General features: G+C 39.6%; 16 protein-coding genes and 1 pseudogene. 10 read left to right on the forward strand and 7 right to left on the reverse strand.

From position 1 onward, the window contains the following. Nucleotides 1–350: 350 nt before the first annotated feature. Genes E4O00_RS13730 through E4O00_RS13740 form a run of 3 tightly spaced genes read left to right on the forward strand, consistent with a single transcriptional unit; the run spans nucleotide 351 to nucleotide 2,940 of the window. A complete protein-coding gene (locus tag E4O00_RS13730) occupies nucleotides 351–986 on the forward strand; it encodes a hypothetical protein (protein ID WP_253677907.1) in 636 nt (211 codons plus the stop codon). A 30-nt stretch (nucleotides 987–1,016) separates the two neighbouring features. After that, a complete protein-coding gene (hutI, locus tag E4O00_RS13735) occupies nucleotides 1,017–2,258 on the forward strand; it encodes an imidazolonepropionase (RefSeq protein WP_253677908.1) in 1,242 nt (413 codons plus the stop codon). Nucleotides 2,259–2,298: 40 nt separating this feature from the next. Continuing rightward, complete coding sequence (locus E4O00_RS13740) at nucleotides 2,299–2,940, forward strand: cyclodeaminase/cyclohydrolase family protein (protein WP_253677909.1); 642 nt, start codon at nucleotides 2,299–2,301, stop codon at nucleotides 2,938–2,940. A 72-nt stretch (nucleotides 2,941–3,012) separates the two neighbouring features. On the opposite strand, the gene E4O00_RS13745 is transcribed toward E4O00_RS13740, so the two are convergent. The 4 genes and pseudogenes from E4O00_RS13745 to E4O00_RS13760 all read right to left on the reverse strand — a co-directional run bounded on the left by E4O00_RS13745 (nucleotide 3,013) and on the right by E4O00_RS13760 (nucleotide 11,575). After that, complete coding sequence (locus tag E4O00_RS13745; RefSeq protein WP_253677910.1) at nucleotides 3,013–4,059, reverse strand: threonine aldolase family protein; 1,047 nt, start codon at nucleotides 4,057–4,059, stop codon at nucleotides 3,013–3,015. 52 nt (nucleotides 4,060–4,111) lie between these two features. Beyond that, nucleotides 4,112–5,732 (reverse strand): annotated as a pseudogene (locus E4O00_RS13750) (ATP-binding protein). A gap of 70 nt (nucleotides 5,733–5,802) precedes the next feature. Beyond that, nucleotides 5,803–9,402: a DEAD/DEAH box helicase gene (locus E4O00_RS13755; RefSeq protein ID WP_253677911.1), complete on the reverse strand. Its 3,600-nt coding sequence runs from the start codon at nucleotides 9,400–9,402 to the stop codon at nucleotides 5,803–5,805. Between the two features lie 289 nt (nucleotides 9,403–9,691). Beyond that, the gene (locus E4O00_RS13760; RefSeq protein ID WP_253677912.1) at nucleotides 9,692–11,575 is read right to left on the reverse strand and encodes an MBL fold metallo-hydrolase; all 1,884 of its coding nucleotides are present in this window, start codon (nucleotides 11,573–11,575) and stop codon (nucleotides 9,692–9,694) included. A 280-nt stretch (nucleotides 11,576–11,855) separates the two neighbouring features. Here E4O00_RS13760 and E4O00_RS13765 point away from each other — a divergent pair, with 280 nt between their 5' ends. Next, complete coding sequence (locus tag E4O00_RS13765; protein ID WP_253677913.1) at nucleotides 11,856–14,468, forward strand: heavy metal translocating P-type ATPase; 2,613 nt, start codon at nucleotides 11,856–11,858, stop codon at nucleotides 14,466–14,468. A 105-nt stretch (nucleotides 14,469–14,573) separates the two neighbouring features. Here the strand turns inward: E4O00_RS13765 and E4O00_RS13770 are convergent, their stop codons facing one another. Beyond that, complete coding sequence (locus E4O00_RS13770) at nucleotides 14,574–15,395, reverse strand: cytidylate kinase family protein (protein ID WP_253677914.1); 822 nt, start codon at nucleotides 15,393–15,395, stop codon at nucleotides 14,574–14,576. An 84-nt stretch (nucleotides 15,396–15,479) separates the two neighbouring features. Here E4O00_RS13770 and E4O00_RS13775 point away from each other — a divergent pair, with 84 nt between their 5' ends. The 3 genes from E4O00_RS13775 to E4O00_RS13785 all read left to right on the forward strand — a co-directional run bounded on the left by E4O00_RS13775 (nucleotide 15,480) and on the right by E4O00_RS13785 (nucleotide 17,347). Next, nucleotides 15,480–16,046 (forward strand): NUDIX hydrolase, encoded by a 567-nt coding sequence (locus E4O00_RS13775; RefSeq protein ID WP_253677915.1) that lies wholly within the window; start codon nucleotides 15,480–15,482, stop codon nucleotides 16,044–16,046. A 197-nt stretch (nucleotides 16,047–16,243) separates the two neighbouring features. Beyond that, entirely contained in the window at nucleotides 16,244–16,681 is a 438-nt protein-coding gene (locus E4O00_RS13780) for a Dps family protein (RefSeq protein ID WP_253677916.1), read from the forward strand. An 18-nt stretch (nucleotides 16,682–16,699) separates the two neighbouring features. After that, nucleotides 16,700–17,347 carry a peroxiredoxin gene (locus E4O00_RS13785; protein ID WP_253677917.1) on the forward strand — a complete coding sequence of 216 codons (648 nt, stop codon included), beginning with the start codon at nucleotides 16,700–16,702 and terminating at the stop codon, nucleotides 17,345–17,347. Between the two features lie 121 nt (nucleotides 17,348–17,468). On the opposite strand, the gene folD is transcribed toward E4O00_RS13785, so the two are convergent. Beyond that, the gene (gene folD / locus E4O00_RS13790; protein WP_253677918.1) at nucleotides 17,469–18,350 is read right to left on the reverse strand and encodes a bifunctional methylenetetrahydrofolate dehydrogenase/methenyltetrahydrofolate cyclohydrolase FolD; all 882 of its coding nucleotides are present in this window, start codon (nucleotides 18,348–18,350) and stop codon (nucleotides 17,469–17,471) included. Between the two features lie 201 nt (nucleotides 18,351–18,551). Between folD and E4O00_RS13795 the strand changes: the two genes are divergently transcribed. The 3 genes from E4O00_RS13795 to E4O00_RS13805 are packed head-to-tail and all read left to right on the forward strand — an operon-like array spanning nucleotide 18,552 to nucleotide 21,559. After that, nucleotides 18,552–19,169, forward strand: a complete 618-nt coding sequence (locus tag E4O00_RS13795; RefSeq protein ID WP_253677919.1) for a TP0733 family outer membrane beta-barrel protein — start codon at nucleotides 18,552–18,554, stop codon at nucleotides 19,167–19,169. Nucleotides 19,170–19,188: 19 nt separating this feature from the next. Then, a complete protein-coding gene (locus E4O00_RS13800; protein WP_253677920.1) occupies nucleotides 19,189–20,241 on the forward strand; it encodes a hypothetical protein in 1,053 nt (350 codons plus the stop codon). Further along, complete coding sequence (locus tag E4O00_RS13805) at nucleotides 20,234–21,559, forward strand: AAA family ATPase (protein WP_371922700.1); 1,326 nt, start codon at nucleotides 20,234–20,236, stop codon at nucleotides 21,557–21,559. Before E4O00_RS13800 ends, E4O00_RS13805 begins: the two co-directional genes overlap by 8 nt. Nucleotides 21,560–21,629: 70 nt before the next feature. Here the strand turns inward: E4O00_RS13805 and E4O00_RS13810 are convergent, their stop codons facing one another. Continuing rightward, the gene (locus E4O00_RS13810) at nucleotides 21,630–22,658 is read right to left on the reverse strand and encodes a M42 family metallopeptidase (protein ID WP_253677921.1); all 1,029 of its coding nucleotides are present in this window, start codon (nucleotides 22,656–22,658) and stop codon (nucleotides 21,630–21,632) included. Nucleotides 22,659–22,678: the final 20 nt, after the last annotated feature.

Genomic DNA, 22,678 nt, shown 5'->3' on the forward strand with positions numbered 1-22,678 from the left:
AGAGCACAAGGGTGTTAAGGAATGTGAGGAAGAATTTGTAAGGTGTTTTTTAATTATTCTTTGCGGCTTATCTAAAAGAGTGTTGAGTGTCGAGTGTCGAGTGTCGAGTGTCGAGTGTCGAGTGTCGAGTGTCGAGTGTCGAGTGTCGAGTGTCGAGTGTCGAGTGTCGAGTGTCGAGCAATTATGGGGGCGGCTTTGATTTTGTCAAGTAGTTTGGCCGACTTTTTTATCTTTCCTTTCATATTAAGTATTATATAATATTTTATATGGAATAGCAAGGCTCTTTTTAATTGTAAGCCTATTGAAAAACATTCTTTTTAGTGTTATCTTATTTAATCGTAGAGGTTAAAATGAAAAAAATTAAAATTGTGTTTTTTATGGCCGTTCTTACATTTATTTTTACGGGATGTGAACTTTTAGATTCCTTGGCTAGAGAAAGTGAAATAATCAAGCAGATTAAAGATGAAGATTTACAAGGGCATACCATAACATGGCTGATATTTGCAGATGACAGCGATGCATTAAATTCGGCAGCTTATAAAAAGGCCTCCGATTATTACAAAAAAGTATCTGAAAGTGCCGGCTTAAAAGAGCAATTTCAAATTATAGTTGTATCTGACGGTATTGAAAGAGCTATCAGGGATAAGGTAAAAGAAGCCGGTTTTGATGCCGATTGTTTTCCTTTAAAGTGGAATGGAAATATAAAAAACAAATATAATCCGAATGACAAAAAAAACTATTCGGTCTTTTTTGATAAAAAGGGCAGGGCTCTTTTTAGTATGACTCAAGAATGGAAATTTGAAAATTTTGAAGGTCTTGCTGATTATGCTCTTGAACTTGCCGGATTAAGCCGTATCGGCGAACTAAAAAATCCTTTGACATTTTTTAAAACCTTAAATAAAATAACAGAGGATGATTTGTTTAAATTTGTTAATAGTGCCCTAAATTTAAATTTGGGTAATATTTTAAGATATTTTATAAATTAAGATTAATTTTATTTTTATGGAGGATTTAAAATGATTTTATTTATCAGTGACAGTATTTTTACTTCTACCGAAAAAAAAGGCGACGATTTTGATAAGGCCTTTGCCGGTTACATCGTTGTAGAAAACGGTATTATTCAAAAGGTTGGTAAGGGCGATGCTCCCGAAAATTTAAAAAGCCAAGCCGAAAAAATAATAGATGCAAGAGGAAAGACTATTACTGCCGGTCTTGTCGATGCCCACACCCACTTGGTACATGGCGGCTCGCGCGAGCATGAACTTGCAATGAAACTCGAAGGAAAGAGTTATCTTGAAATCCATGCAAGCGGCGGAGGTATTTTCAGCACCGTAAGATCTACGAGGGCTGCTTCAAAAGAAGAGTTGACACAGAAGGCTATGACCAGTCTTGACCGAATGCTAATTCACGGTACAACAACAGTAGAATCAAAGAGCGGTTACGGCCTCGACATGGATACCGAAATTAAGTGTCTTGAGATAAATTCTTACCTAAACGAAAATCATCCTATCGACATTGTTTCGACCTATATGGGAGCCCACGCAACCCCGCCCGAATTCAAGGACAACAAAGAAGGCTATATCAAGTTTATGATAGAAGAGGTTATGCCCGAGGTTAAAAGAAGGGGCTTGGCGGAATTTTCGGATGCCTTTTGTGAGGACAAGATTTTTTCTGTAGAAGAAACGGAAAGAATAATGAAGGCTGCTAAAGACCTGGGATTTAAGTTAAAGCTGCACGCCGATGAAATTGTTCCTTTAAAGGGTGCCGAGCTTGCAGCAAAGATGAACGCACATTCTGCAGAGCACCTGATGGCGATCTCTGATGAGGGAATTACGGCCCTTGCAAAATCGGGAACGGTTGCCGTTCTTCTTCCGGCCACCTCTTTCTTTTTGATGTCGCCCATTTATGCACCTGCAAAAAAGATGATTGAAGAAGGCGTAAGGGTAGCCCTTGCAACCGATTATAACCCCGGAAGCAGCCCTACAGAAAACCTGCAAATGTCCATGTGGGCGGCTTGTTTTAAGATGAAGCTTTTACCTGCTCAGATTTTACGCGGTGTAACCATCAATGCGGCCTATGCAATCGACCGAGAAAAAAATATAGGCAGCATCGAAGAAGGAAAACAGGCAGACCTTGTTATCTTTGATGCCCCCAATATCGATTACCTTGTTTATCACTTTGGTGTAAATTCCGTTGATCAGGTTTGGAAAAAGGGAAAACTCGCTGCCGAAAAAAGACAGGTAGTTTACAAGAACTGAATTTAAATAAACAAAATAGTTTGAACATAGGAGATTTTTTATGGAATTAGTAAAGATGACGGTAAGTGCCTTTGTTGACGAAACAGCAAGCGATTCTCCGGCCCCCGGAGGCGGTTCGGTTTCTGCCTTGGCAGGTTCGCTCGCCTCTGCCCTCGGTCAGATGGTTATCCGCCTGACAACAGGAAAAAAAGCCTTTGCTTCCCTTGACGAAAAGACTCAAGAAGAATTTAAGGCTCAGCTTCCTAAATTGGAAAAGGCACAAAAACGATTGGTCGAAATTATTGATGAAGACACTCAGGCCTTTAATGCCTTTATGGAAGCCTTAAAGCTGCCTAAGGACACTGATGAGCAAAAGGCAAAACGGAATAAGGCTATGTCCGATGCTACTGTTGTAGCCATGCAGGTTCCGCTTGAAACAGCTAAAACCTGTTTGGATGTTTTACGCTTTTTGCCCATTGTTGCCGTTCACGGAAACAAAAATGCCGCGTCCGATGCCGGCGTTGCAGCCCTTAATGCCCGCTCCGGTTTGGAAGGAGCTATCTTAAATGTCAAGATAAACCTCGGCGGTATTGACGATGCTCCCCTCTGCGAAAAGACAAGGGTAGAATGCAATAAGATGCTTGAAGAAGGCGAAAAACTAAAGACCGAAATTTTGAAGACTATCTATTCAAAGATTGAATAGGTTTAAAGTTTCGAGAAATTTAGCGTTAACCGAAAAAAAGCTCCTTCCTTTTTGGAAGGTGCTTTTTTTGTTTTAATTTTTTGCAGATATTTTGTCCAAGTATTCAAAGAATTTTTTTACGGCTTCTTTTGTTGTAGCCCAAGATGTGCAAAAACGCACGGCTGTTTGATTTTCTGAAATTTTTGCCCAAAATTCGCATTTAAATTCTTTTTCTATTTTAGCTAAAAGGCTGTTTTCGATTATGGGAAAACTTTGATTTGTTTCACTTTCCATAAAAAAAGAAAAGCCTCGGTCTGAAAATCCCTTGCGTATCATCTTTGCCGTTTCGTTCATTGTTTTTCCTATTTCAAAATAAAGGCTGTCTGTAAAAAGAGTTTTAAACTGAAGACCTAAAAGCCTGCCCTTTGCAAAGAGCCCTCCCTTTTGTTTTTGTATGTACCTAAAATCTTTTTGAAGATCGGGATTATTTATTATAAGGGCTTCACCGAAAAGAGCTCCCAGCTTTGTTCCGCCTATATAAAAGGCATCCGTATATCTTGCCAAGTCTGCAAGGCTTAAATCGTTTTTGTCCGCAGTGAGGGCAGTGCCTAGGCGGGCCCCGTCAACATAGAGCGGGACGGAATATTTTTGAGCAGTGAGCTTTAAATCCTGTAATTCTTTTTTTGAATAAATGGTGCCTAATTCGGTAGGGTTTGAAATATAAATCATCCCGGGCTGAACCATGTGTTCGGCAGTAGGGTCATCATAATGGGCCCTTATAAGAGCTTCAACCTGATCTGCCGTTATTTTTCCGTTTGGCGATTCGATGGTAAGAACCTTGTGTCCGCATGCTTCTATAGCACCCGATTCATGCACATTTATATGCCCGGTATCGGCCGCTATTACTCCCTGATGCGGCCTTAGTACTGAGGCTATCATTGTCAGGTTTGTTTGTGTTCCGCCCGAGAAAAAATAAACCTTGCTTTGAGGTGCATCCAGCTCCTTTAAGATAAGGTTTGCAGCTTCTGTACAATATTGGTCACAGCCGTAACCTACAGTTTGTTCTTCATTTGTTTCCGTTAATGTTTTAAGAATTTTGGGGTGACAGCCCTCACTGTAATCGTTTATAAAAAAATACATATTTTTTATCTCCTATAAAACTTTTTTGCAAGTAATTTCCGAATTTCATTTTTTAAAGTTCTTCCGTTTTCCATTCGTCGATAGTTCTTTCTTCTTCATCAAAGCTGGAACCTATGAGAATTATCTTCTTTCCTGTTGTCTTGTATTGCTCGGCATAGCCTTTTTCCTTTATTTGAGCTATTGCATCTTCAGGGCTTCCTGCACTCATCAGCTTAAACTCAAAGATATATATTGAATCCTTAGTGTGAACTATACAGTCTGCCCTGCCCTTTGCACAGTGGATTTCCGTCTGCACAAATTGTCCCATAAGTTTAAAGATTAAGTAGACGGCAGTCTGGTAGTTTTGCTCTCTTAACTTTAGCTTGTCTTTTGGAAGATTGTCATAAGGAACGCCGGCGATTATCGCCTGCATCCGCTCCATAAACCCGTTTATATTCCCGTCCCTTACATCCTCTACAAACTCCCATACAGAAACACCTGTTTCGTCAGGCCCAAGAGAGGAGTAGGCAGGCAAAAGGTTTTTTAAAAAGCCGAACCTCACCTCATCATTAGGAAAGCCTAAACGGTAAAGGTTAGATTCTTCTATGTATTCTTTTATCGTTAAATATCCCGATTGAAAAAGTATGGGAAGGGGATTTTTTGCATCTGCCCTATATAGCTCTATACCTGACTCATCAAGTTCAACTTTTCCGTCCAGTTTGGGTATATTGTAATAAGCATCTTTTAAGTAGTTTACCAAAAAAGTCGGAGTTCCTGTTGAGAACCAGTAATCCTTTAATTGACCGGCATTAAGTGTGTTTAATATGCTAAAAGGATTATATACCGATTCTCCTAAAACACTGAACTTATAACCGTCATAGCGCTTTTTTAATTCTTCAAGCATTTTGTCATAAGAGTTTTTAGTGTTATTTGCTAATCTTTCTATTTCGGGTTTAAAGGTGTTTTCTATTTCGTTTTGTGTCAGTCCGCATATTTCGGCATAGTCATTCAGCATACTTATATCCTGTAAATTATTTAAATCGCTGAAGATGCTTATTTTGCTGAACTTTGTTACACCCGTCAAAAAGGCAAAGCGTATGTATTGATCGCAGGTTTTTATTACAGAATAAAAGGCTTTTAGCGTGTTACGGTACTCTTCGTTCAAGGCTTCGTTTACCCCCATAGTCTGTAAAAGAGGTTTGTCGTACTCGTCTACTAAAATAACTACTTGACGGCCGGTTTTTTCATATAAGGTTGTAACTATAGATTTAAATCTATCTTCAATACTTCCAGATGTTTTTGTGATACTATAAAGTTTTTCCCAGTCATCTAAGTGTAAATTTATAATAGTTAGAAGAGCTTCTTCATTCTTATAATATTTTGTATTAAAGTCCAAATAAAGTACAGGATATTCTATCCAAGCATCGGTCTTTTCAATTTCGGCTCTTTTTTTCTTCGGCCTTTTCGATGTACAGGCCGGTAAATAATTCTTTTTGGCCTAAAAAGTAAGACCTCAAGGTTGAAAGAAAGAGGCTTTTACCGAAGCGGCGCGGACGGCTTAAAAAGTATGGAGAGGAAGTACGAACAAGGCTAAAAATATAACGAGTTTTATCTACATATAAATAATTATCATTCCTCATTTTTTCAAAGCTTTGAACGCCTATAGGTATCTTTCGCGATAAATCAAAATCCATATCAAGCCTCCTCAAAGATGATTATAACATAAGACAGGGTATTATTCAATGTTGCGGAATTTGCAGCCGCCTATTTCTTAAAAAGGCCTGCGAGCTCTTCATTGCTTAATTTTGAAATCCAAGTTTCGCCTGAAGAAATACTCATGCCGCTTATTTCCCGTTTTTTTTGAATCATCTCATCAACTTTTTCTTCAAAGGTACCGGAGCAAATAAAGCGGTGCACAAATACGTTTTTAGTCTGGCCGATTCTAAATGCCCTGTCTGTGGCCTGATCTTCAACTGCGGGATTGTACCAAAGGTCAAAGTGAATTACCCTGTTAGCCGCCGTCAGGTTAAGACCCGTTCCTCCCGCCTTAAGCGAAATTAAAAAGATACGGTATGCAGGATCCGTTTGAAAAAGGCCGACGGCTTTTTTGCGTTTTGCGGCGGGCATTTGGCCGTGAAGCAAAAGGGGTTCGGTTCCCAATTCTTTTTGAATAATGGTTTTTAAAATGTCGAGGGTGCCTACATATTGACTGAAAATAATTGCCTTTTCGCCTGAAGAAATTATCTCGCTTAAAAGCTCGATGAGGGCGGTAACTTTACCGGAATGTTTCATCTCGCTCGGAGTTTCCTTGTCATAGGCCCTCGGATGATTGCATACCTGTTTTAGGGCCGTTAAAAGTTTTAGGACATAGGCCTGCCTTTCAATCTTAGTTTCGGCTCCCATCACCTTGTGTAATTCCGTTTCTACAAGGTTTTCGTAAATTGCCAGCTGCTCGGGCGTCAGATTGCAATATTGATTTGTAATTATCTTGTCGGGTAAGTCGGAGATAACCTTGGGATCGGTTTTTAGGCGGCGGAGCAAAAAGGGTGAAGTGATTTTCTTTAAATCATCTGCTTCAATTTCGGAATTGTGAAGCTCAATCGGAATGCGCCATTTTTTTCTAAACTCATCAGCCGAGCCCAGATAGCCGGGGAGAAAAAAGTCGAATATGGAGCGCATATCTTCAAGGTTGTTTTCGACAGGGGTACCGGTAAGAGCGATTCTGCCCCTTGCCTGAATTGCCTTTACTGCATGGGCCTTCTTTGTTCCCGAATTTTTTATAGCCTGAGCCTCATCCAAAATAATACAAAAAACTTTTTTATCCTTTAATTTTTCTATATCTTTTTGCATCGTCTGGTAGGTGCTTATTATTACGTCGGCTTCGGTATTGAACTTGCGCCTTGCTCCGTGATAAAGGTCAACTTTAAGGGATGGAGCAAATTTGGCTATTTCGTGTTCCCAGTTTGAAAGAAGGCTTGCAGGAGCTATAACCAAAAAAGGCTCCTCTGCTTCTTTTGAATTTTTAAAGGCCAGTATCAAGCTTATAATTTGTACGGTTTTGCCCAAGCCCATGTCATCGGCCAAAAGACAGCCGAAGCCGCTTTTGATATTTGCATAAAGCCAGCGGAATCCCTTTTCCTGATAGGGCCGCAATTCCGCATTTAAGTTTTGAGGAACAGGAATGTCATCTTGCCTGAAAATGCCGTCGATAATTTCTGCGGCCGGTTTGGAGCAGACTGCATTCCCCGAAAGAACCGCTTGAAGGGCTTCCCTCATGTCTGCCGGTTTTTCAAATGCCTTTAACATTTTGGCAACTTCTTCGGGGTCGAGCAAAAGGAATTGATCGTTAAATTTTACCAAGCCCGATTTATTTAAAAAGAGCTTTTTAAATTCGTCTATGTCTATTACGGTGTCTCCAAGCATTACGGCCCGGTCATAGGAAAGAACGTCATCAAGGTTTAAAAACGAAACTACATTTCCCGCTCCCTTTACGGATTTTACGCTTATGACGGGCTTGGGCGTCAAAACGTTTTTTAGGCTCTTAGGTAAAACTATGTCGATGCCGAACCGCTGCAAAAGTTTGGCCGCCCTTTGCAAAAAGAGGCCTGCTTCTTCGCGTGAGAGCATAATATTTTTTTTGACTGCAAGAATCGAAAGAGCCGGTAAGTAGGCCGAAAGGCTTGCAGGAAAGCGCAAAATATCGTCGGGATTTTTGCTCCTCTTTGCTGCGATATTTAACTCGGTAAATGGAGCTTCCGCTTCGAGAGAAAAGGAAGATGCATCGCTTTCAAAGGATGTGCTTTCACCGGAGTTTTCTTTAGCCTTACGCACAAGGGCGGAAAGCAAAAAGAACTCGTCTTCTTTTAGTGAGTCCAAAGTCAGGCGGTATTCATAGCCGCAATTGCTGTAATTTAAAACCGAAAGCCAAGAGTAAATTACCGTATCCAAATTCCGCTTGCCGGGAACGCTTATATCGATTTCTTCATTTGAAAAAAAGAGAGAGTCTATTTCTTTATCCTTGGTATAGGACTTACTCGGGAAAAATTTTAAAGATGCCGCATACTCGGTTAAAAGGGCTGTAAGTAAAAGTTCGGCACAGTAGAGCCTGCCCCATTTTTCGACCGGAAGAAAAAAGTCCTTTGTGAGGGAAGCTGCAAATTTAAGAATGTCGGCCTTTATTTCGGAAGAGGCCGAAAGGCTTTTCCAAAAGATAAAAAGTTTTTTGTTTTCGGTAAATACGGCAGGTATAAGTGCCGAGCTTTGGATTAGTTTTCCCGCAATGGCAAAGAGAGAAAAAAGAATTTTGACCGAGGGGCTCATCTCGTTTAAACTGCTTCTTGTTTTATAAAAATTTTGAGCCTGCAAAAGGGTTTGATTTATCTCTTGGTTTTCGCCTAATTTTATGCTTACCGTTAGAGGGCTTTTAGGCTCAAGCGGAAAGACTCTTTTTTGCTTTCGGATATTGTCGATGTTTATTTTTACCCTTGCAAACAAAAAAGGGTTTACCGATTTTTCTTCTTCGCCTTGCTTTTCTTGACTGTAAAAGTTAAGCCCGTAATTTAAAACCGCCTTGTGATAAAATTCCGTAAGCTTTATTATAAAATCGCTCGATGTAAAATTGGGTTCAGGCGGAAGGATACTGGTTATAAGCGGAAGATAGGATTCTCCAAGGCTGAACTTCAAAGGTGCTTCTAATTCGCAAGGAGGCTGAGCTGCCTTATTGCCCGATGAGTCTGAAGTGAGGCCTGTCTCATTTAAAGTTTCATTTTTGCGGAGACTTAAGGGAACGGGATGTTCTTGGAGGAGGGCAAAGTTTCTCTCCTTTTCAGGACCAGCATTTTTGGAAGCTGCACCTTCGGGTATGTTTACGGAATCGAGATCGAAACCCGCAAGCTTAAACAAGAGGCGGGGGTCATGGTCTATTTCTTTGGCAAGCAAAAAAAGAACGGCTGCCATGTGCTTACAAGGATCGCCCGAATCGGGGCAGGTGCAGTCCCTTTCGATTAAATTCCAGCGGGTAGGAATGAGCCTAACCTTCTTTTTCTTTAAGGCTTCGATTAGGGCCGGGCTCATAATTCCGGCTCGGAGGCCTGCGAGCTCAATAGGATGCTTTTCTAAGATTGAGCGGATTGCATTTTCATTTGTTTTTGAAAGGGGCGGAAATTTAAAATATACATGGTACCAGGGAGCATAGTTTCCCTTAACCTTTGCTCCCGCCGTTTGTCCGTTTACCACAAGAGAATTTACCTTTCCGGTATTTGCATAAGTCTTCCCGCGAGACAATCGCCCTGAATCATCGTAGGCCTTGAGCATCTCCAAAAACCATGCACCCCATGGTGTCGTCCCGTAACTTTGTCTTGCCATTATGAGGAGTATAACAAAATGGTAAGGTTATGACAATCAGAGGTGCATCTACTGGTAATATTCAAATCCTTAGATTTTTTACTCTAAGATATTGTTAACGGCATTTATAATTTTTGCTAAAAGCTGCGGGTCAAAAGTTTCAGGATAAAAAATGTCTATTGTATCTTTAACCGTTATTTTAGCTTTATAAGAATTTACCGAATCCTTATTCTTAATTTCAAGATCGGCTGATTCTTCATATTCACCGGTGTTTAAGTTTATCCACTTAAAAGGCTCCGGTAGTACAGCCTTAATTTGATGAGAATAATGATTTTTTTCTTCTATAGCTTGTTTTAATGCTTCTCTTTGTGTTTGTGTGCCGTGATTTAAAAAATACTGTCGCGGGAAAGATATTTTGTGTTCCTCGTGTATTATGAAATCCGTGAACATATTCAACAAGCTGCTCCTGATCCGCATGCCCCGAATAGAATCCGGACATATCTTCTATTTTGCATTTTATTTCAGACAAGCGCAGCTCAGTGTTGCTTAGTTTTAAGTTAAATAAATCTTGCTCGCTATATGTACCTTGGTTTAATTTTTTAAAAAAAGCCCCATTTGTTCCTTCTCCTTGATACCCCGTTAAAACAAGCGTATTTTTTTCATCTTTTAGAAATTCAACCAATTTATTTATATTTTCGCTATTTAAAAAATTATTTGAAAATAAACAGACATCATTATAAAAAAAGAATTTATCAAATTTTTCATCCTGCCCCATTGAGGATTCCCGTGAGTGAGAATAATTATCAGATAAAATATTACTAATGATTTTTTTACCTTCTTCTAATTTTTTTTCTGCTTCAGTAATTTGAGGAGTAAAGGCTTTAAAAAATTGGGGTGATATGTAGTGATATTTTATCTCTTTGTTCTTATTCATGGTGCAGTGAAAGAGATTTTTTTGATAAATCTTATTTACTTCATCGGTTAAGGATGAATAATAGCTGTAACTGATATTCGTTCCGTTATAGAATTTTTTGTACAAAGCATTTAATATATTAATTATTCCTATTTGAGCATGTTCAGGCAAGGTTTCAAAAAGTGTATCACTACTATATTTATCGTTATACCACGATACATAATTTTTAATTTTATCAGGCCGCGGAAATTCTTTTAAATATAATGCATTTTGAAATTCCACATTTTCTTCTGAAGTAGGAATGTTGCTCTTTATTAAATCAAGATAGCTTAACCATTCTTCTTCCGTTACCTTTTTTTCGATAAAGCTTTCTCTTGCAAACTGTATCGTCTTATTTTTAATGTAATATAAATCGGTTAGGATTTCCTGCATTCTGTTTAAAACAAAGGCCGGTATTAAAACTGTTCCGCCTTTTTCTTTTGTTTTAATTATGATGCTCCAAAGCTTATATATTTTTTTATTAAAAAGATTTTTTTTATTGCGTATCCTATCTCCATATGTAGATTCTAACACGATATAACGATTTGTTTCACTGTAATAAGGTGTTGCAAAATCTTTTAGCAATATACTTTGAGCCTCTCCGTTTTTTACCGAAAGCTCATCGCATGGACCGACATCTCCTGAAAAACAAATTGTTTCCCAATGTTCATACTTATTGTTTTCGGCCGGTTTAGAATTTTCTTTAATCCATGTAAATGTAAACGAGCAAGAGCCGAGTATATGCCCTGTTCTGAGCGGATACATACATAAACCGTCGTCGATGGATATAGGATTTTTTGCATTACCGAATAAAAATCCCGGTCTTTCATCTATCGGTTCAAAATTCATTCGGTTTATGAATTGTTTTATATCCTTATTTTCCGGTTCTTTTATGTGTAGAGCATCTTCAAGCATAATCTTAGTAAGATCCATTGTTGCTTTAGTACAGTAGATTTTTCCTTTAAAACCGTTTTCAATAAGATCAGGTAATAGTCCTATATGGTCAGCATGAGCATGAGTTAAAAAAACAGCTTTAATTTTTTTTGCTAAATCAAGAACTCTTTTTTTGTTGTAGGCATAATTTTGATTTGTTTCTTGATATTCTCCGCAATCTACCAAGTAATAATTGCAGATATTTTTTTCCGAATTACTATATTCCAGCAAGGTACATGAGCCTGATACGCAGTTGATGGCTCCCATAAAAGCAATTCGTAGTTTGTTTTCTTTTTTTGTATTATTCATATGATTCTCCCATAAAATTTTCTTATGATGCAGCATAGGAGCTGCACAAGCACCTATTGGTTTATAAATTAAGATCTACAAATTATAGATAGGACTTAATATTACAAGTCAGGCATACTTGCAAGATTATTACAAGGAGATGCAAAATAACAAGAAACCTTATTATTCGGCTCTATTCTACTTTATTTATCATATACTGTCAAGGCATTTTTAGTTGAAAAAATCGTTTGATTATTTCCTTTTCCTAGACCTTTTACTTAAAAAGTTGTATATTATTAACATGAGTAAAAAGACAAAATTTAATATTACCGGTATGACCTGCTCGGCGTGTTCTTCTCATGTTCAAAGAGCTGTAGAAAAGCTTGAGGGGGCTGCCGAGGTACAGGTAAATCTTTTAACCAATAGTATGAGTGTCAATTATGATGAAAATCTTTTGACACCCGATAAGATTATAGAAGCGGTTACAAAGGCCGGCTATGGAGCCGAGGATGTAGATGGATTAACAAAGCCTTCTCTTTCGGATTCATCCAAAGATGGGGCAAAGCGTTCATCTCAGACGGATGCTGCAAAGCGTGAGCGGGATCAGGTAAAAACAAGACTTATTTGGTCCTTGATTTTTGTGCTTCCTCTTTTTTATATTTCTATGGGGCACATGGCGGGAGCCCCGATTCCTCATTTTTTGCATGGGATAGAAAATGCTATTCTTTTTAGTTTTACCCAGTTTTTATTGACCCTTCCTGTTTTGGTATTAAACAAAAAATTCTTTATAGGCGGCTTCAAGGCTTTTTTGAACAAGGCTCCAAATATGGATTCTCTTGTTGCAGTCGGTTCAGGGGCGGCCGTTATTTATGGAATTTTTGCCATTTATAAGATGGCATACGGAATGGGGCACGGCGATACGGCAACTGTAGAGCGGTTTGCTCATGATCTTTATTTTGAATCGGCTGCCGTTATTTTGGCCCTTGTAACCTTGGGAAAATTCCTTGAAGCCAATGCAAAGGGAAAAACATCGGATGCGATTACAAAACTGATGAATCTTCGGCCTAAAACCGCCCTCGTTATCAGAAACGGTAAGGAAGAAGAAATTCCGGTCGAAGAAATTGTAAAGGGCGATCTTGTTTTAATCAAGCCCGGTTTTTCCATTCCCGTTGACGGCATTATAGTTGAAGGAAGCTCTTCGGTAGATGAGGCTGCAATTACCGGTGAGAGCCTCCCGGTCGAAAAGGCTGCAGGAGACAAGGTTATAAGCGCTTCCATTAACCTTTCGGGAACCTTTACATTTAAGGCTGAAAGGGTAGGCGATGACACAACCCTTTCCCAAATAATTGCCCTTGTAGAAGAAGCCTCGGCCTCAAAGGCTCCTGTTTCAAAATTAGCAGATAAGATAAGCAATTACTTTGTACCGGCCGTTATTCTTATTGCGGTGATTACCTTGTTTGTCTGGCTCGCCGCAGGAGAGGGTTTTGAATTTGCTCTTTCGAGGGCTATTTCGGTTCTTGTCATTTCCTGCCCCTGTGCCCTAGGTCTTGCAACCCCCACCGCCATTATGGCCGGAACAGGGAAGGGTGCCCGGCTCGGTATCTTAATCCGCTCGGCTGAGGCCCTTGAAACTGCCCACAAAACAAACACAGTAGTCTTGGACAAGACAGGAACGATAACCCAAGGCCGCCCCGATGTAATCGAGATTAAAAAGATAGATAATTTCAGCGGGGACGAAGTGCTCAAGTTTGCATACAGTTTGGAAGTTCTTTCCGAGCATCCTTTGGCAAATGCCGTTATAAAACATGCAAAAGAAAAAGGCTTGGATGTTTTAAAAATTAAGGATTTTAAGGCTGAACACGGTTTCGGTATTTCGGGTATCGAAGAGGCTTCGGGATTAAAAATATTTGCCGGTAATGAAAAGCTCTTCCAAAAAAACAATATCGAAATTTCCCATGCTGCATCAGAAATTGATGCTCTTGCAGAAAAGGGCGCAACTCCTCTTTTAATAGGTCTAAGCGGTGCTAAGGACGGAAGTTCTTCAGGAACCGATTCAGGTGCAAAGCTCATCGGAATTATAGCTGTTGCCGACAAAATTAAGGAAGGCAGCATCGAGGCGATTGCAGAGTTTAAGGCTATGGGCATCAAAACTATAATGCTGACAGGAGACAACAAAAAAACTGCAAATGCCATAAAGGCTCAAACAGGAGTCGACGATTTTGCTGCCGAGCTTTTGCCTCAAAACAAAAAGAGTGAAATCGAAAAACTTCATCAAGCAGGTCATAAAACGGCTATGATAGGCGACGGCATAAACGATGCTCCGGCCCTTATGACGGCCGATGTGGGTATAGCCATAGGCAACGGCACAGATATAGCGATTGAAAGTGCGGATATTATCTTGATGAATGACAGTCTGCAATCTGCGGTTGATTCGATTCAATTAAGCCGTGTTGTTATGCGTAATATAAAAGAAAACCTATTTTGGGCTCTCTTTTATAATTCGCTATGTATACCCTTGGCGGCAGGAGTTTTCTATCCTGTCTTCGGTATTGTGTTAAGCCCCATGATTGCGGCTGCTGCAATGAGCTTGAGTTCGGTATCGGTTGTAAGCAATGCCCTGCGATTAAATTATTTTAAGCCCAAACGAAAACATAAAATAAACCGTAATGCGGAATCTTGCATAACGGAAAAAAATAAAATTAAGGAGAAAGAATTTATGAATACTGTATTAAAGGTAAACGGAATGCAGTGCCAACACTGTGTTTCCCATGTTAAAGAAGCCTTAACAAAGATTTCGGGTGTTTCTGCCGAAATAGACCTAGGAGCAAAAACTGCAACTATAACTCATCCTGAAAATGTTGCAGCTGCAGATCTAAAAAAAGCTATTGAAGAAGCCGGATACACGGTAGAATAACTTAAAAGTTTTAACTTTTTAAGACTTCAATTTAGCAAAGAAAATCGGCCTCACTTAACGCGGCCGATTTTTCTTTGTTCCGGAGTTTAAAGCCTGTTGCCGGTATTATGGGAAGGGTTTATACTCATTTACCATGCTTATCGCAGAAGAAACCTTACGGCCTTCGGCCATTTCTTGAGCAACTGCTACCGCCTTTTGAATAAGACCTGCATTGTCTGCAACTCCGTGTAAAATAACCTCATCTTCCGAAATATCAGCTTCAAGAAAATAAATCTGAAGCTTCAAATCAAAAGAGATATGATTGACGATTTTTTGGGCCAGTAAAAGTTCTTTTAATCTTTTATCTCCTAAAGCTGCTTCTTCTTTGCTTACGGTTTTCTCAAAACCGAATTTGATTATCTCGGCAGCTTGAAGGGGGGTAATGTGTCCTGTATTTATAACCAAGTTGTATTCCGAAGCGTCCTCATTAGCCGTGTTAAAAAAGCTCTTGTGGAATCCGTCACGGTTATTGTCGCTTTCTTCCATTCTGGCTCTTGCATCTTTTTCGGAATAGTTAAATTCTTTCATCAATCTTGAAATTCTTACATCGTCGGCGGCAACAAGGCGAACCGAATAAAGCCCGGGAACATTCCTCAAAAGAGCGAAACCTCCTCTTCCTATAAAAATACTGTTGCCTGAAGAAGCGTGTTCGTATACAGCCTCACGCAGATAATCAAAATAGGAATCTCTCTCCCTTGAAAGCGATGCCCAAAAACCGGGCTTGCGTTCATCATATTTTTTTAGCTGGGCTTCCGAAATTCCTCTTGCGAGCAAATCTTTCTCCAACGACTTACGGTCGATAAAATTATAATTTAAAAGCTTGGCCAGCTCAATTGCTGTTTCATCGCCAAAGGAAGCGATTTTTCTTGAAATAGTTATAATTGCCATAAAAACCTCCTATTGCAATTAAATTCTCTTTATAATAGAATAACTCGAAATCCTCGATATGTCAAATGGAGAATTGCGATTTTTATGGAAAAGAATAATGAGATTATGTGGAAGCCCGATGCTTCCAGAGAAATCTTAAAAACAGGGGTCTTTACCGTCTGTGAAAAAGACAGTATTTCTCCTGAAGGAGAAAAAAAGACCTTTATTTCTTTAAAAGCTCCCAGCTGGGTTATTGTTGTTCCAGTATACCGAAACTCGTCAGGGGAAGACATCTTTGTGATGGTACAGCAATGGCGGCACGGCTCCGAAAATGTTTGTGTGGAATTTCCCGGCGGTGTTGTAGATGCAGGCGAAAGACCGGAAGATGCCGCTTTGAGAGAACTTGTTGAAGAAACCGGACGGACTCCTAAAAATATAAAATGCTTGTCGGTTTTATCTCCCAATCCTGCAATAATGGAAAACTCTTGCTCCATTTTTTTGGCTGAACTTGACAAAGGCGAAGTCAAGCAAAATTTGGATGAAGACGAATTCTTAAACATCCTTGAAATTCCGGTTAAAAATGTCATTCAAAATATGGGCAATCCTCCTTATACTCATGCAATAATGAATGCAGCCCTTTTCCTTTACTTAAAAGAAAAGAAATATCACTGATATACCAGTACACTGATATGTCGGTGATTAAGTACTGATATATCAGTGAAAATTCCTATAGAAACAATCTTTTTTATTAAAATTCCGGATATTTATATAAAAATTCCTCTATTTTGCTTAAAAAATGCTTTTTCATTCGTTTTTTATATTTAGCATGAAAATTGCTTATATATAACTGAACACATATGGAGGTGTTTATGAACAATATAATTAAAAGATTATCAGTCCACACTGCCGACTTTGCAGTTCTTTATATAAAGCTGCATAATTATCACTGGCATGTAGAAGGGTTCGATTTTAAGCCTGTGCATGAAATGATAGAGTCATATTACGATACTATGAGCGATTTTTATGATTCCGTTGCCGAAAGAATTTTACAGCTAAACGAAAAAGCTCCCTCTTCTATGAAAGAGTATTTGGCAATAACGGGAATAGAGGAAGAAACAGATAAATCGTTTAAAACCGCAGATGCTCTTAAAAAAATCTTAGGCGATTTCGAGTACATTGCAAAAGAAATAAAGGTAACTCAAATTGAAGCTGCAGACAGCAATGATGTAGCTACAGACGGAATCCTTAGCGGGATTATCGAATACTTTGACAAAGAAATATGGATGTTAAAATCCACTTTGAAATAAATTTTTAAGGAGAAAATTATGGAACAAATGGCAATGAATATGCCCCTTTTGGGAGATGACTTCCCTCAGTTAGCGGTTGCGACAACACATGGACCTATGAAGCTTCCCTGTGATCTTAAAGGCAGTTGGTTTGTGCTCTTTAGCCACCCTGCCGACTTTACACCCGTATGTACTACGGAATTTGTAGCGTTTCAAAAGTTAACACCCGAATTTGAAAAGCTCGGTGTAAAGCTCATCGGTCTTTCTGTAGACCAAATGCAGAGCCACTTAAAGTGGATTGAGTGGATTAAGGAAAAGCTTGGGGTTGAAATTACCTTCCCCGTAATTGCTGCAAACGACAGCATTGCAAACCAGATCGGACTCTTGCACCCCGGAAAAGGTACAAACACTGTCCGTGCCGTATTTATCGTAGATCCTAACGGAAAAGTTAGACTTGTGCTTTACTATCCGCAGGAAATCGGCCGAAACATGGAAGAAATTCTTAGAGCCGTTAAAGCTCTTCAGATTTCCGACAAGAACAAGGTTGCTATGCCCGCAGATTGGCCGAACAACTGCTTGCTCAAGGATAAGGTCATCATCCCTCCGCCTCCCACAGAAGAGGAAGCCAAAAAGCGGTTAAAAGAATATGAGGGCTATGACTTCTGGTTCTGCCATAAGTCATTATAATCTTAAAATAATTTAAAAAAGTTAAAATAAAAGAGCCCCGAGTTGAGAACTTCAATTCGGGGCTTTTATTAGGATTAGACAGTTTAGTCAATTAAATTATCTAAAAACATAAATTTTAGATTTATTCTAAACCGTTTTGACGTTTTGCCGCGATCAGCGTGTTTGCAACAAGCATTGCGATTGTCATGGGCCCCACTCCCTTGGGTACGGGTGTTATCGCTGAAGCAATTTCGCAGGCGGGCTCAAAGTCGACATCGCCTACAAGTCTAAAGCCGCTCTTTTTTGAGCTGTCATCAATTCTGTTTACACCGACATCTATAACGACAGCACCTTTTTTAATCATATCGGCCTTAATAAATTGAGGCTTGCCCATGGCTGCAACCAAAATATCGGCCTCTTTTGTAACCTCAGGTAAATTCTTGGTACCGCTGTGGCAAACCGTTACTGTGGCATTTACATCCTTATTCATCATTAAAACTGAAAGAGGTTTTCCTACTATGTTGGAACGGCCTACAATTACGACTTTTGCCCCGCTTGTTTCAACTCCGGTTCTCTTTAAAAGATGAATTACGCCGTGGGGGGTGCAAGGAATGAAGGTATCGTGTCCTAAAAGGAGCTTACCTACATTTACCGGATGGAAACCGTCTACATCTTTTTCGGGGCTTATAGTTTCAATTACCGTATCAGGATCGATTTGCTTAGGCAAGGGTAATTGTACCAAAATCCCGTTCACCAGCTTATCGGCATTCAGTTCTTTAATAAGTTTAAGCAGTTCATCCTGAGTTGTTGTTTCGGGAAGTCTGAATGTCCTGTCATTCATTCCAACCTCGTGAAGAGCATTTGTTTTTCCCTTTACATATGACTGGGATGCAGGATCATTTCCGACCAAAATAACGGCTAGAGTCGGTTGAACTCCCTTTGCCTTTATTTTTTCAACATCTTTTGCAATATCTGCTCGCAAATCTGCGGCTATCTGCGAGCCGTCAATAATTTTTGCACTCATTTTTTCCTCCATTAGTTATGCAAGTAACTATTATCATTTTTGTTTGTTGTAAACTCATGTTAGTTTAAAAAGACAAGAGTTTTATATGTTATCTCATATTTACTATGTTATAACATAATAAGGTTTTGTGCAAGACTTACATATAGACATTCTTGTAAAAAATAAGATATACTATTTTATCAAGTTAGAGGTGAATTAAAAGTGAAGAAATTTATTTTCTGTTTCTTAATTATAAGTGTTTTTTTGATTCCTGTTTTTGCACAAGAAGAGGCAGAGCCTCCTTCAAACAGTAAAATAGACGGTACAGCCGTATTTAGGCCGGTCCGGCAAGGCGACAAATTTATAAAAATAGGCCTATCCTTGGGAGTGCCTCTTTTTAATACTTCGAATACAAAATTTGCCATTAAACCTAATATTTGGCCGGGCGGCTCTATAAATGCATCCTTCGGGTATTATGTTTTAGACGGCTTTTCATTGGGAGGAAGCATAAGTTTTCAGTTTTATCCCACATTGGCAAAAAACCTATACTTTGCTGTTCCTATAACTTTTGATATGGGCTATACATTTGCTGCCGGAAAGTGGCGTTTTCCTCTTGGCGGAGGCATAGGAGGTTCTATTCAATCGTATAGCGGAAATGGAGCTCAGTATTTCGGTATGATTTTTAGGTTTGATGCAGGTACTTACTATCAGTATTCGCCCGAATGGTCATTCGGTGGAGATGTGTCTTGGAATGTTGTTCCTGAATGGCATAAAAATTCGAGTCTCAATAGAACAGCAAATTTTTTAGGTATCAGCCTTGCAGCCAGATATCACCTTTAATTAAACGGAGAAATGTATTATGAAAACTAAAAGATATATTTTTATTTTATTTTCGGTTATATTTATTTTTTTTGCCTCATGTAATAATACTCCTATATTTTCGGTCATTGAAAATGAAATATCTTTAAAAAAATTTTCTGTTGAAGGAAATGTGCTTGGACTTATTGAAAAAGATAATAATGTTTATGTAGCAAATAGGGCCGGCGTATATGTAAAGAATAAAAATGATGAAGCTAACTGGAAAGAAATTTTAACAGCTGACAGAGGTATTCAAAAGATAGCAAGCAATTCCGACAATGTATTTGTCTGCTTTGAATCCGGTAATGTAAAATATTATGAAGCCGGAAATTGGAAAGATGTTCCCGGCTCCGGAAATATACGCATTATTGCCGGTGATAATATTGTTTTCGGATATGATGAGAGCCAAGAAAAAGTTTTTAAGATAGTAAAAAATGCCGCTCCTTCCGAAGTAATACACTCCGGTAAGGTTGATAGTCTTTTTGCGGCAGGGAACTATGTTGTAGTAAAGTCAGGCAGCTCTGAAACTATGTATAAGGCAGATACTTCTTCTGCCGCTGTTGTGGCAGGCTTACCCGGCGGAGTAAAGGGTATGTGTTCAGCAGGTGATGCCGGTAAAATATTTGTACTGGCCGGATCCTCAATCCATTATTATAATGGGAGTTCTTGGAGTGATAAGACAATATCAATATCCGGCAAAAACCATCACAATATTTCATACGTTCCTCTAAGTATTTCATACTTTAAAGAAAGGAGAACCATACTCGTAGGCTGCCAAAACGGATATACTGAGGTAAAGTTGGATGATACTGATTTAACAAATCTTTCAAAAGCAAAACAAGTTAATCCCGGTGAGGACGGTTCTACAACTCCTCCCGGCTCTGCTTCTCAATATCAAACAACTCTTGGAGGTTATCATTCTGATCCCATTTTGGGTATTTCTAAAGGCGGTAGCGATTATGCCGTTTTTCTGGGAATAAGCTCCGGTATTATTCAGCGTAATACAGGTCTTTGGGGGTTTTACAGCGATAAACGCGAATGGAACCGTGAGTAAGGATCTTTTTGAAGCTGCAGCTTCAAGTTCTAGACAAAATGAACCTCTTGCCTCCCGTATGAGGCCTCTTAATCTGGATGAATACGTAGGGCAGGAGCATATCATCGGCGAGGGCTGCCTTTTAAGAAGGGCAATCCAAGCCGATAGGCTTTCTTCCATCATCTTTTTCGGCCCTCCCGGAACCGGAAAAACCACCCTTGCAAGGGTAATCGCAAATACCACCAAAAGCAATTTTTTAAATTTAAACGCAGTTTTAGCAGGGGTTCAGCAGATAAGGGAAGCTATATCCAATGCCGAAGAAAACAAAAAGCTTTACAACCGCAAGACTATTCTTTTTGTGGATGAGGTTCACCGCTGGAATAAGTCCCAGCAAGATGCCCTCCTGCCCTGGGTCGAAAACGGTACGATAATCCTAATCGGGGCCACAACAGAAAATCCTTATTTTGAAGTAAACAAGGCTCTTGTAAGCCGAAGCCGAATTTTCGAGTTAAAAGCTTTGACAAATGAAGACTTAAAAAAAGTCGTTCAGCTTGTGCTTACCGATAAGGAAAGAGGATACGGCCGCTGGAAGGTGGAATTTGAAGATGGAGCCTTAGAGCATTTAATAGATACGGCTTCAGGGGATGCGAGGAGCCTTTTAAATGCCCTTGAGCTTGCAGTTGAAACAAGTGTAGAGCACTGGCCTCCTGACGAAGGCTTTAAAATAACAATCAGTCTTAAAATTGCAGAAGAAAGCATCCAAAAGAAGGTAGTGCTATACGACAGGGACGGCGACTATCATTATGATGTTATAAGCGCCTTTATAAAGTCGATTCGCGGAAGTGATCCCGATGCGGCTGTTTACTGGCTTGCCCGAATGATTGCTGCAGGAGAAGAGCCCCGCTTTATTTTTAGAAGGATGCTGATTTCCGCCTGTGAAGATGTGGGGCTTGCCTCTCCCGGAGCTGTCAGCGTGGTCGCAGGAGCGGCCGAGGCCTTTGACCGTGTTGGAATGCCTGAAGGAAGGTATCATCTGGCCCATGCAGCCCTCTATTTGGCGACCTGCCCTAAATCAAACAGTGCCGAAGCTTTTTTTAAGGCTCTTGATTTTGTTCAAAAAGAAAATAGGGAAGTTCCTAATCACTTAAAAGATCCAAGTAGGGACGGAAAGGATTTAGGGCACGGTAATAATTATTTATATCCGCATAGTTTTGACGGGCATTGGGTTAAGCAGCAATATCTTCCCGACGGGCTTGAAGGTACTCACTTTTATGAGCCTAGTGATCAGGGCTATGAGGGTAAGATAAGGCCTGAAATTTTAAAAAAGCGGCAAGCCTAAAGACTTACAGCCTTATAGATTTGCCGCCTTTCAAATTTCTTGATTAAAAATTTTAATTCAATTCTAAAGCCTACTCGCTCATTAGGTAAGCATATAAGAGATTGATCGTTTCTTTATAAGAATCTATATGGGTTCTTTCATAGTGGTGGGTAGCACTTACTCCAGGGCCGAAACAGGCAAAGTTAATATCGAATCCCTGCAAGACATACATACTTGCATCCGAGCCGTATCTGAACATAACATCGGTTCTGTAATTGATCTTATTTTCGATAGCAAGGTTTTCAAGCCTATGTCTAAAGCCGAAGTCATAGGGAGTCCGCGAATCCTTGGCGATGATGGTTACTGCGTGTTCATCCGAATTTTGGCAGCCTCCGACCGTTCCGATATCCAGAGCTAAAACCTCAAAACTCTCTTTAGGAATACCGTAAAAGCCGTGACCTATTTCTTCATAATTGCTTATAAAAAAGTGAGTGGTGTAAGCAGGTTTTTCTCCTCTTTCTTTTAGAGCCTTGCAGGCTGCAAAAAGCATACCGATACAGGCCTTGTCATCCAGATGGCGGGATTTTATATAGCCGTCTTCTGTCTCGAGTGTGCGGGGTTCAAAGGCTACAAAGTCGCCTATGTTTACACCGAGGGCTAAGGTTTCTTCCTTTGAGTGAGTTTCAGCGTCAAGACGGACTTCAAAGGTTTCGCCGTTTCGCTCTTCCTTTTCTATCGATTCAAAAATATGAACAGAGGCCTTTTCGGGAAGTCCGGTGCCTGTGATGATTTTTCCTGTTCTTGTAATTATGTAAAGATTTTCTCCTTCGATGCTGTTAAAGGCTATGCCGCCGATAGGAGCGAGTTTTAAGCAGCCGTTGGGCTTAATCTGGCGTACCATTGCACCGAGGGTGTCGGCATGAGCTGAAACTACCCTGTGTTTTGAAGTGTTTTTTCCTTCAATGGTGCCGTAAATAGCCCCCTTATTTGTTTCGGTATACTTTATACCTAAAGAATCAAATTCTTTTTTGATTCTGTCGATGATTTCTTTTGTGTAGCCTCCGGGGCTGTGGATTTGTAAAAGTTCTTTTGTAAGGTCTACTGCATATCTTATATTCATAAATTAAATTCTCCTAATTG

The sequence above is a fragment of the Treponema sp. OMZ 788 genome (genome assembly GCF_024181245.1).
In the GTDB taxonomy this organism is placed as follows: Bacteria; Spirochaetota; Spirochaetia; order Treponematales; family Treponemataceae; genus Treponema_B.

Excerpts from the sequence above, each read along its gene's own strand:
- E4O00_RS13775 (WP_253677915.1), top strand. The coding sequence starts at position 15,480 with ATGGAAAAGAATAATGAGATTATGTGGAAGCCCGATGCTTCCAGAGAA.
- E4O00_RS13800 (WP_253677920.1), top strand. The coding sequence starts at position 19,189 with ATGAAAACTAAAAGATATATTTTTATTTTATTTTCGGTTATATTTATT.
- E4O00_RS13810 (WP_253677921.1), bottom strand. The coding sequence starts at position 22,658 with ATGAATATAAGATATGCAGTAGACCTTACAAAAGAACTTTTACAAATC.
- E4O00_RS13760 (WP_253677912.1), bottom strand. The coding sequence starts at position 11,575 with ATGAATAATACAAAAAAAGAAAACAAACTACGAATTGCTTTTATGGGA.
- folD (WP_253677918.1), bottom strand. The coding sequence starts at position 18,350 with ATGAGTGCAAAAATTATTGACGGCTCGCAGATAGCCGCAGATTTGCGA.
- E4O00_RS13765 (WP_253677913.1), top strand. The coding sequence starts at position 11,856 with ATGAGTAAAAAGACAAAATTTAATATTACCGGTATGACCTGCTCGGCG.
- E4O00_RS13785 (WP_253677917.1), top strand. The coding sequence starts at position 16,700 with ATGGAACAAATGGCAATGAATATGCCCCTTTTGGGAGATGACTTCCCT.
- E4O00_RS13730 (WP_253677907.1), top strand. The coding sequence starts at position 351 with ATGAAAAAAATTAAAATTGTGTTTTTTATGGCCGTTCTTACATTTATT.
- E4O00_RS13770 (WP_253677914.1), bottom strand. The coding sequence starts at position 15,395 with ATGGCAATTATAACTATTTCAAGAAAAATCGCTTCCTTTGGCGATGAA.
- E4O00_RS13755 (WP_253677911.1), bottom strand. The coding sequence starts at position 9,402 with ATGGCAAGACAAAGTTACGGGACGACACCATGGGGTGCATGGTTTTTG.
- E4O00_RS13780 (WP_253677916.1), top strand. The coding sequence starts at position 16,244 with ATGAACAATATAATTAAAAGATTATCAGTCCACACTGCCGACTTTGCA.
- E4O00_RS13740 (WP_253677909.1), top strand. The coding sequence starts at position 2,299 with ATGGAATTAGTAAAGATGACGGTAAGTGCCTTTGTTGACGAAACAGCA.
- E4O00_RS13745 (WP_253677910.1), bottom strand. The coding sequence starts at position 4,059 with ATGTATTTTTTTATAAACGATTACAGTGAGGGCTGTCACCCCAAAATT.
- hutI (WP_253677908.1), top strand. The coding sequence starts at position 1,017 with ATGATTTTATTTATCAGTGACAGTATTTTTACTTCTACCGAAAAAAAA.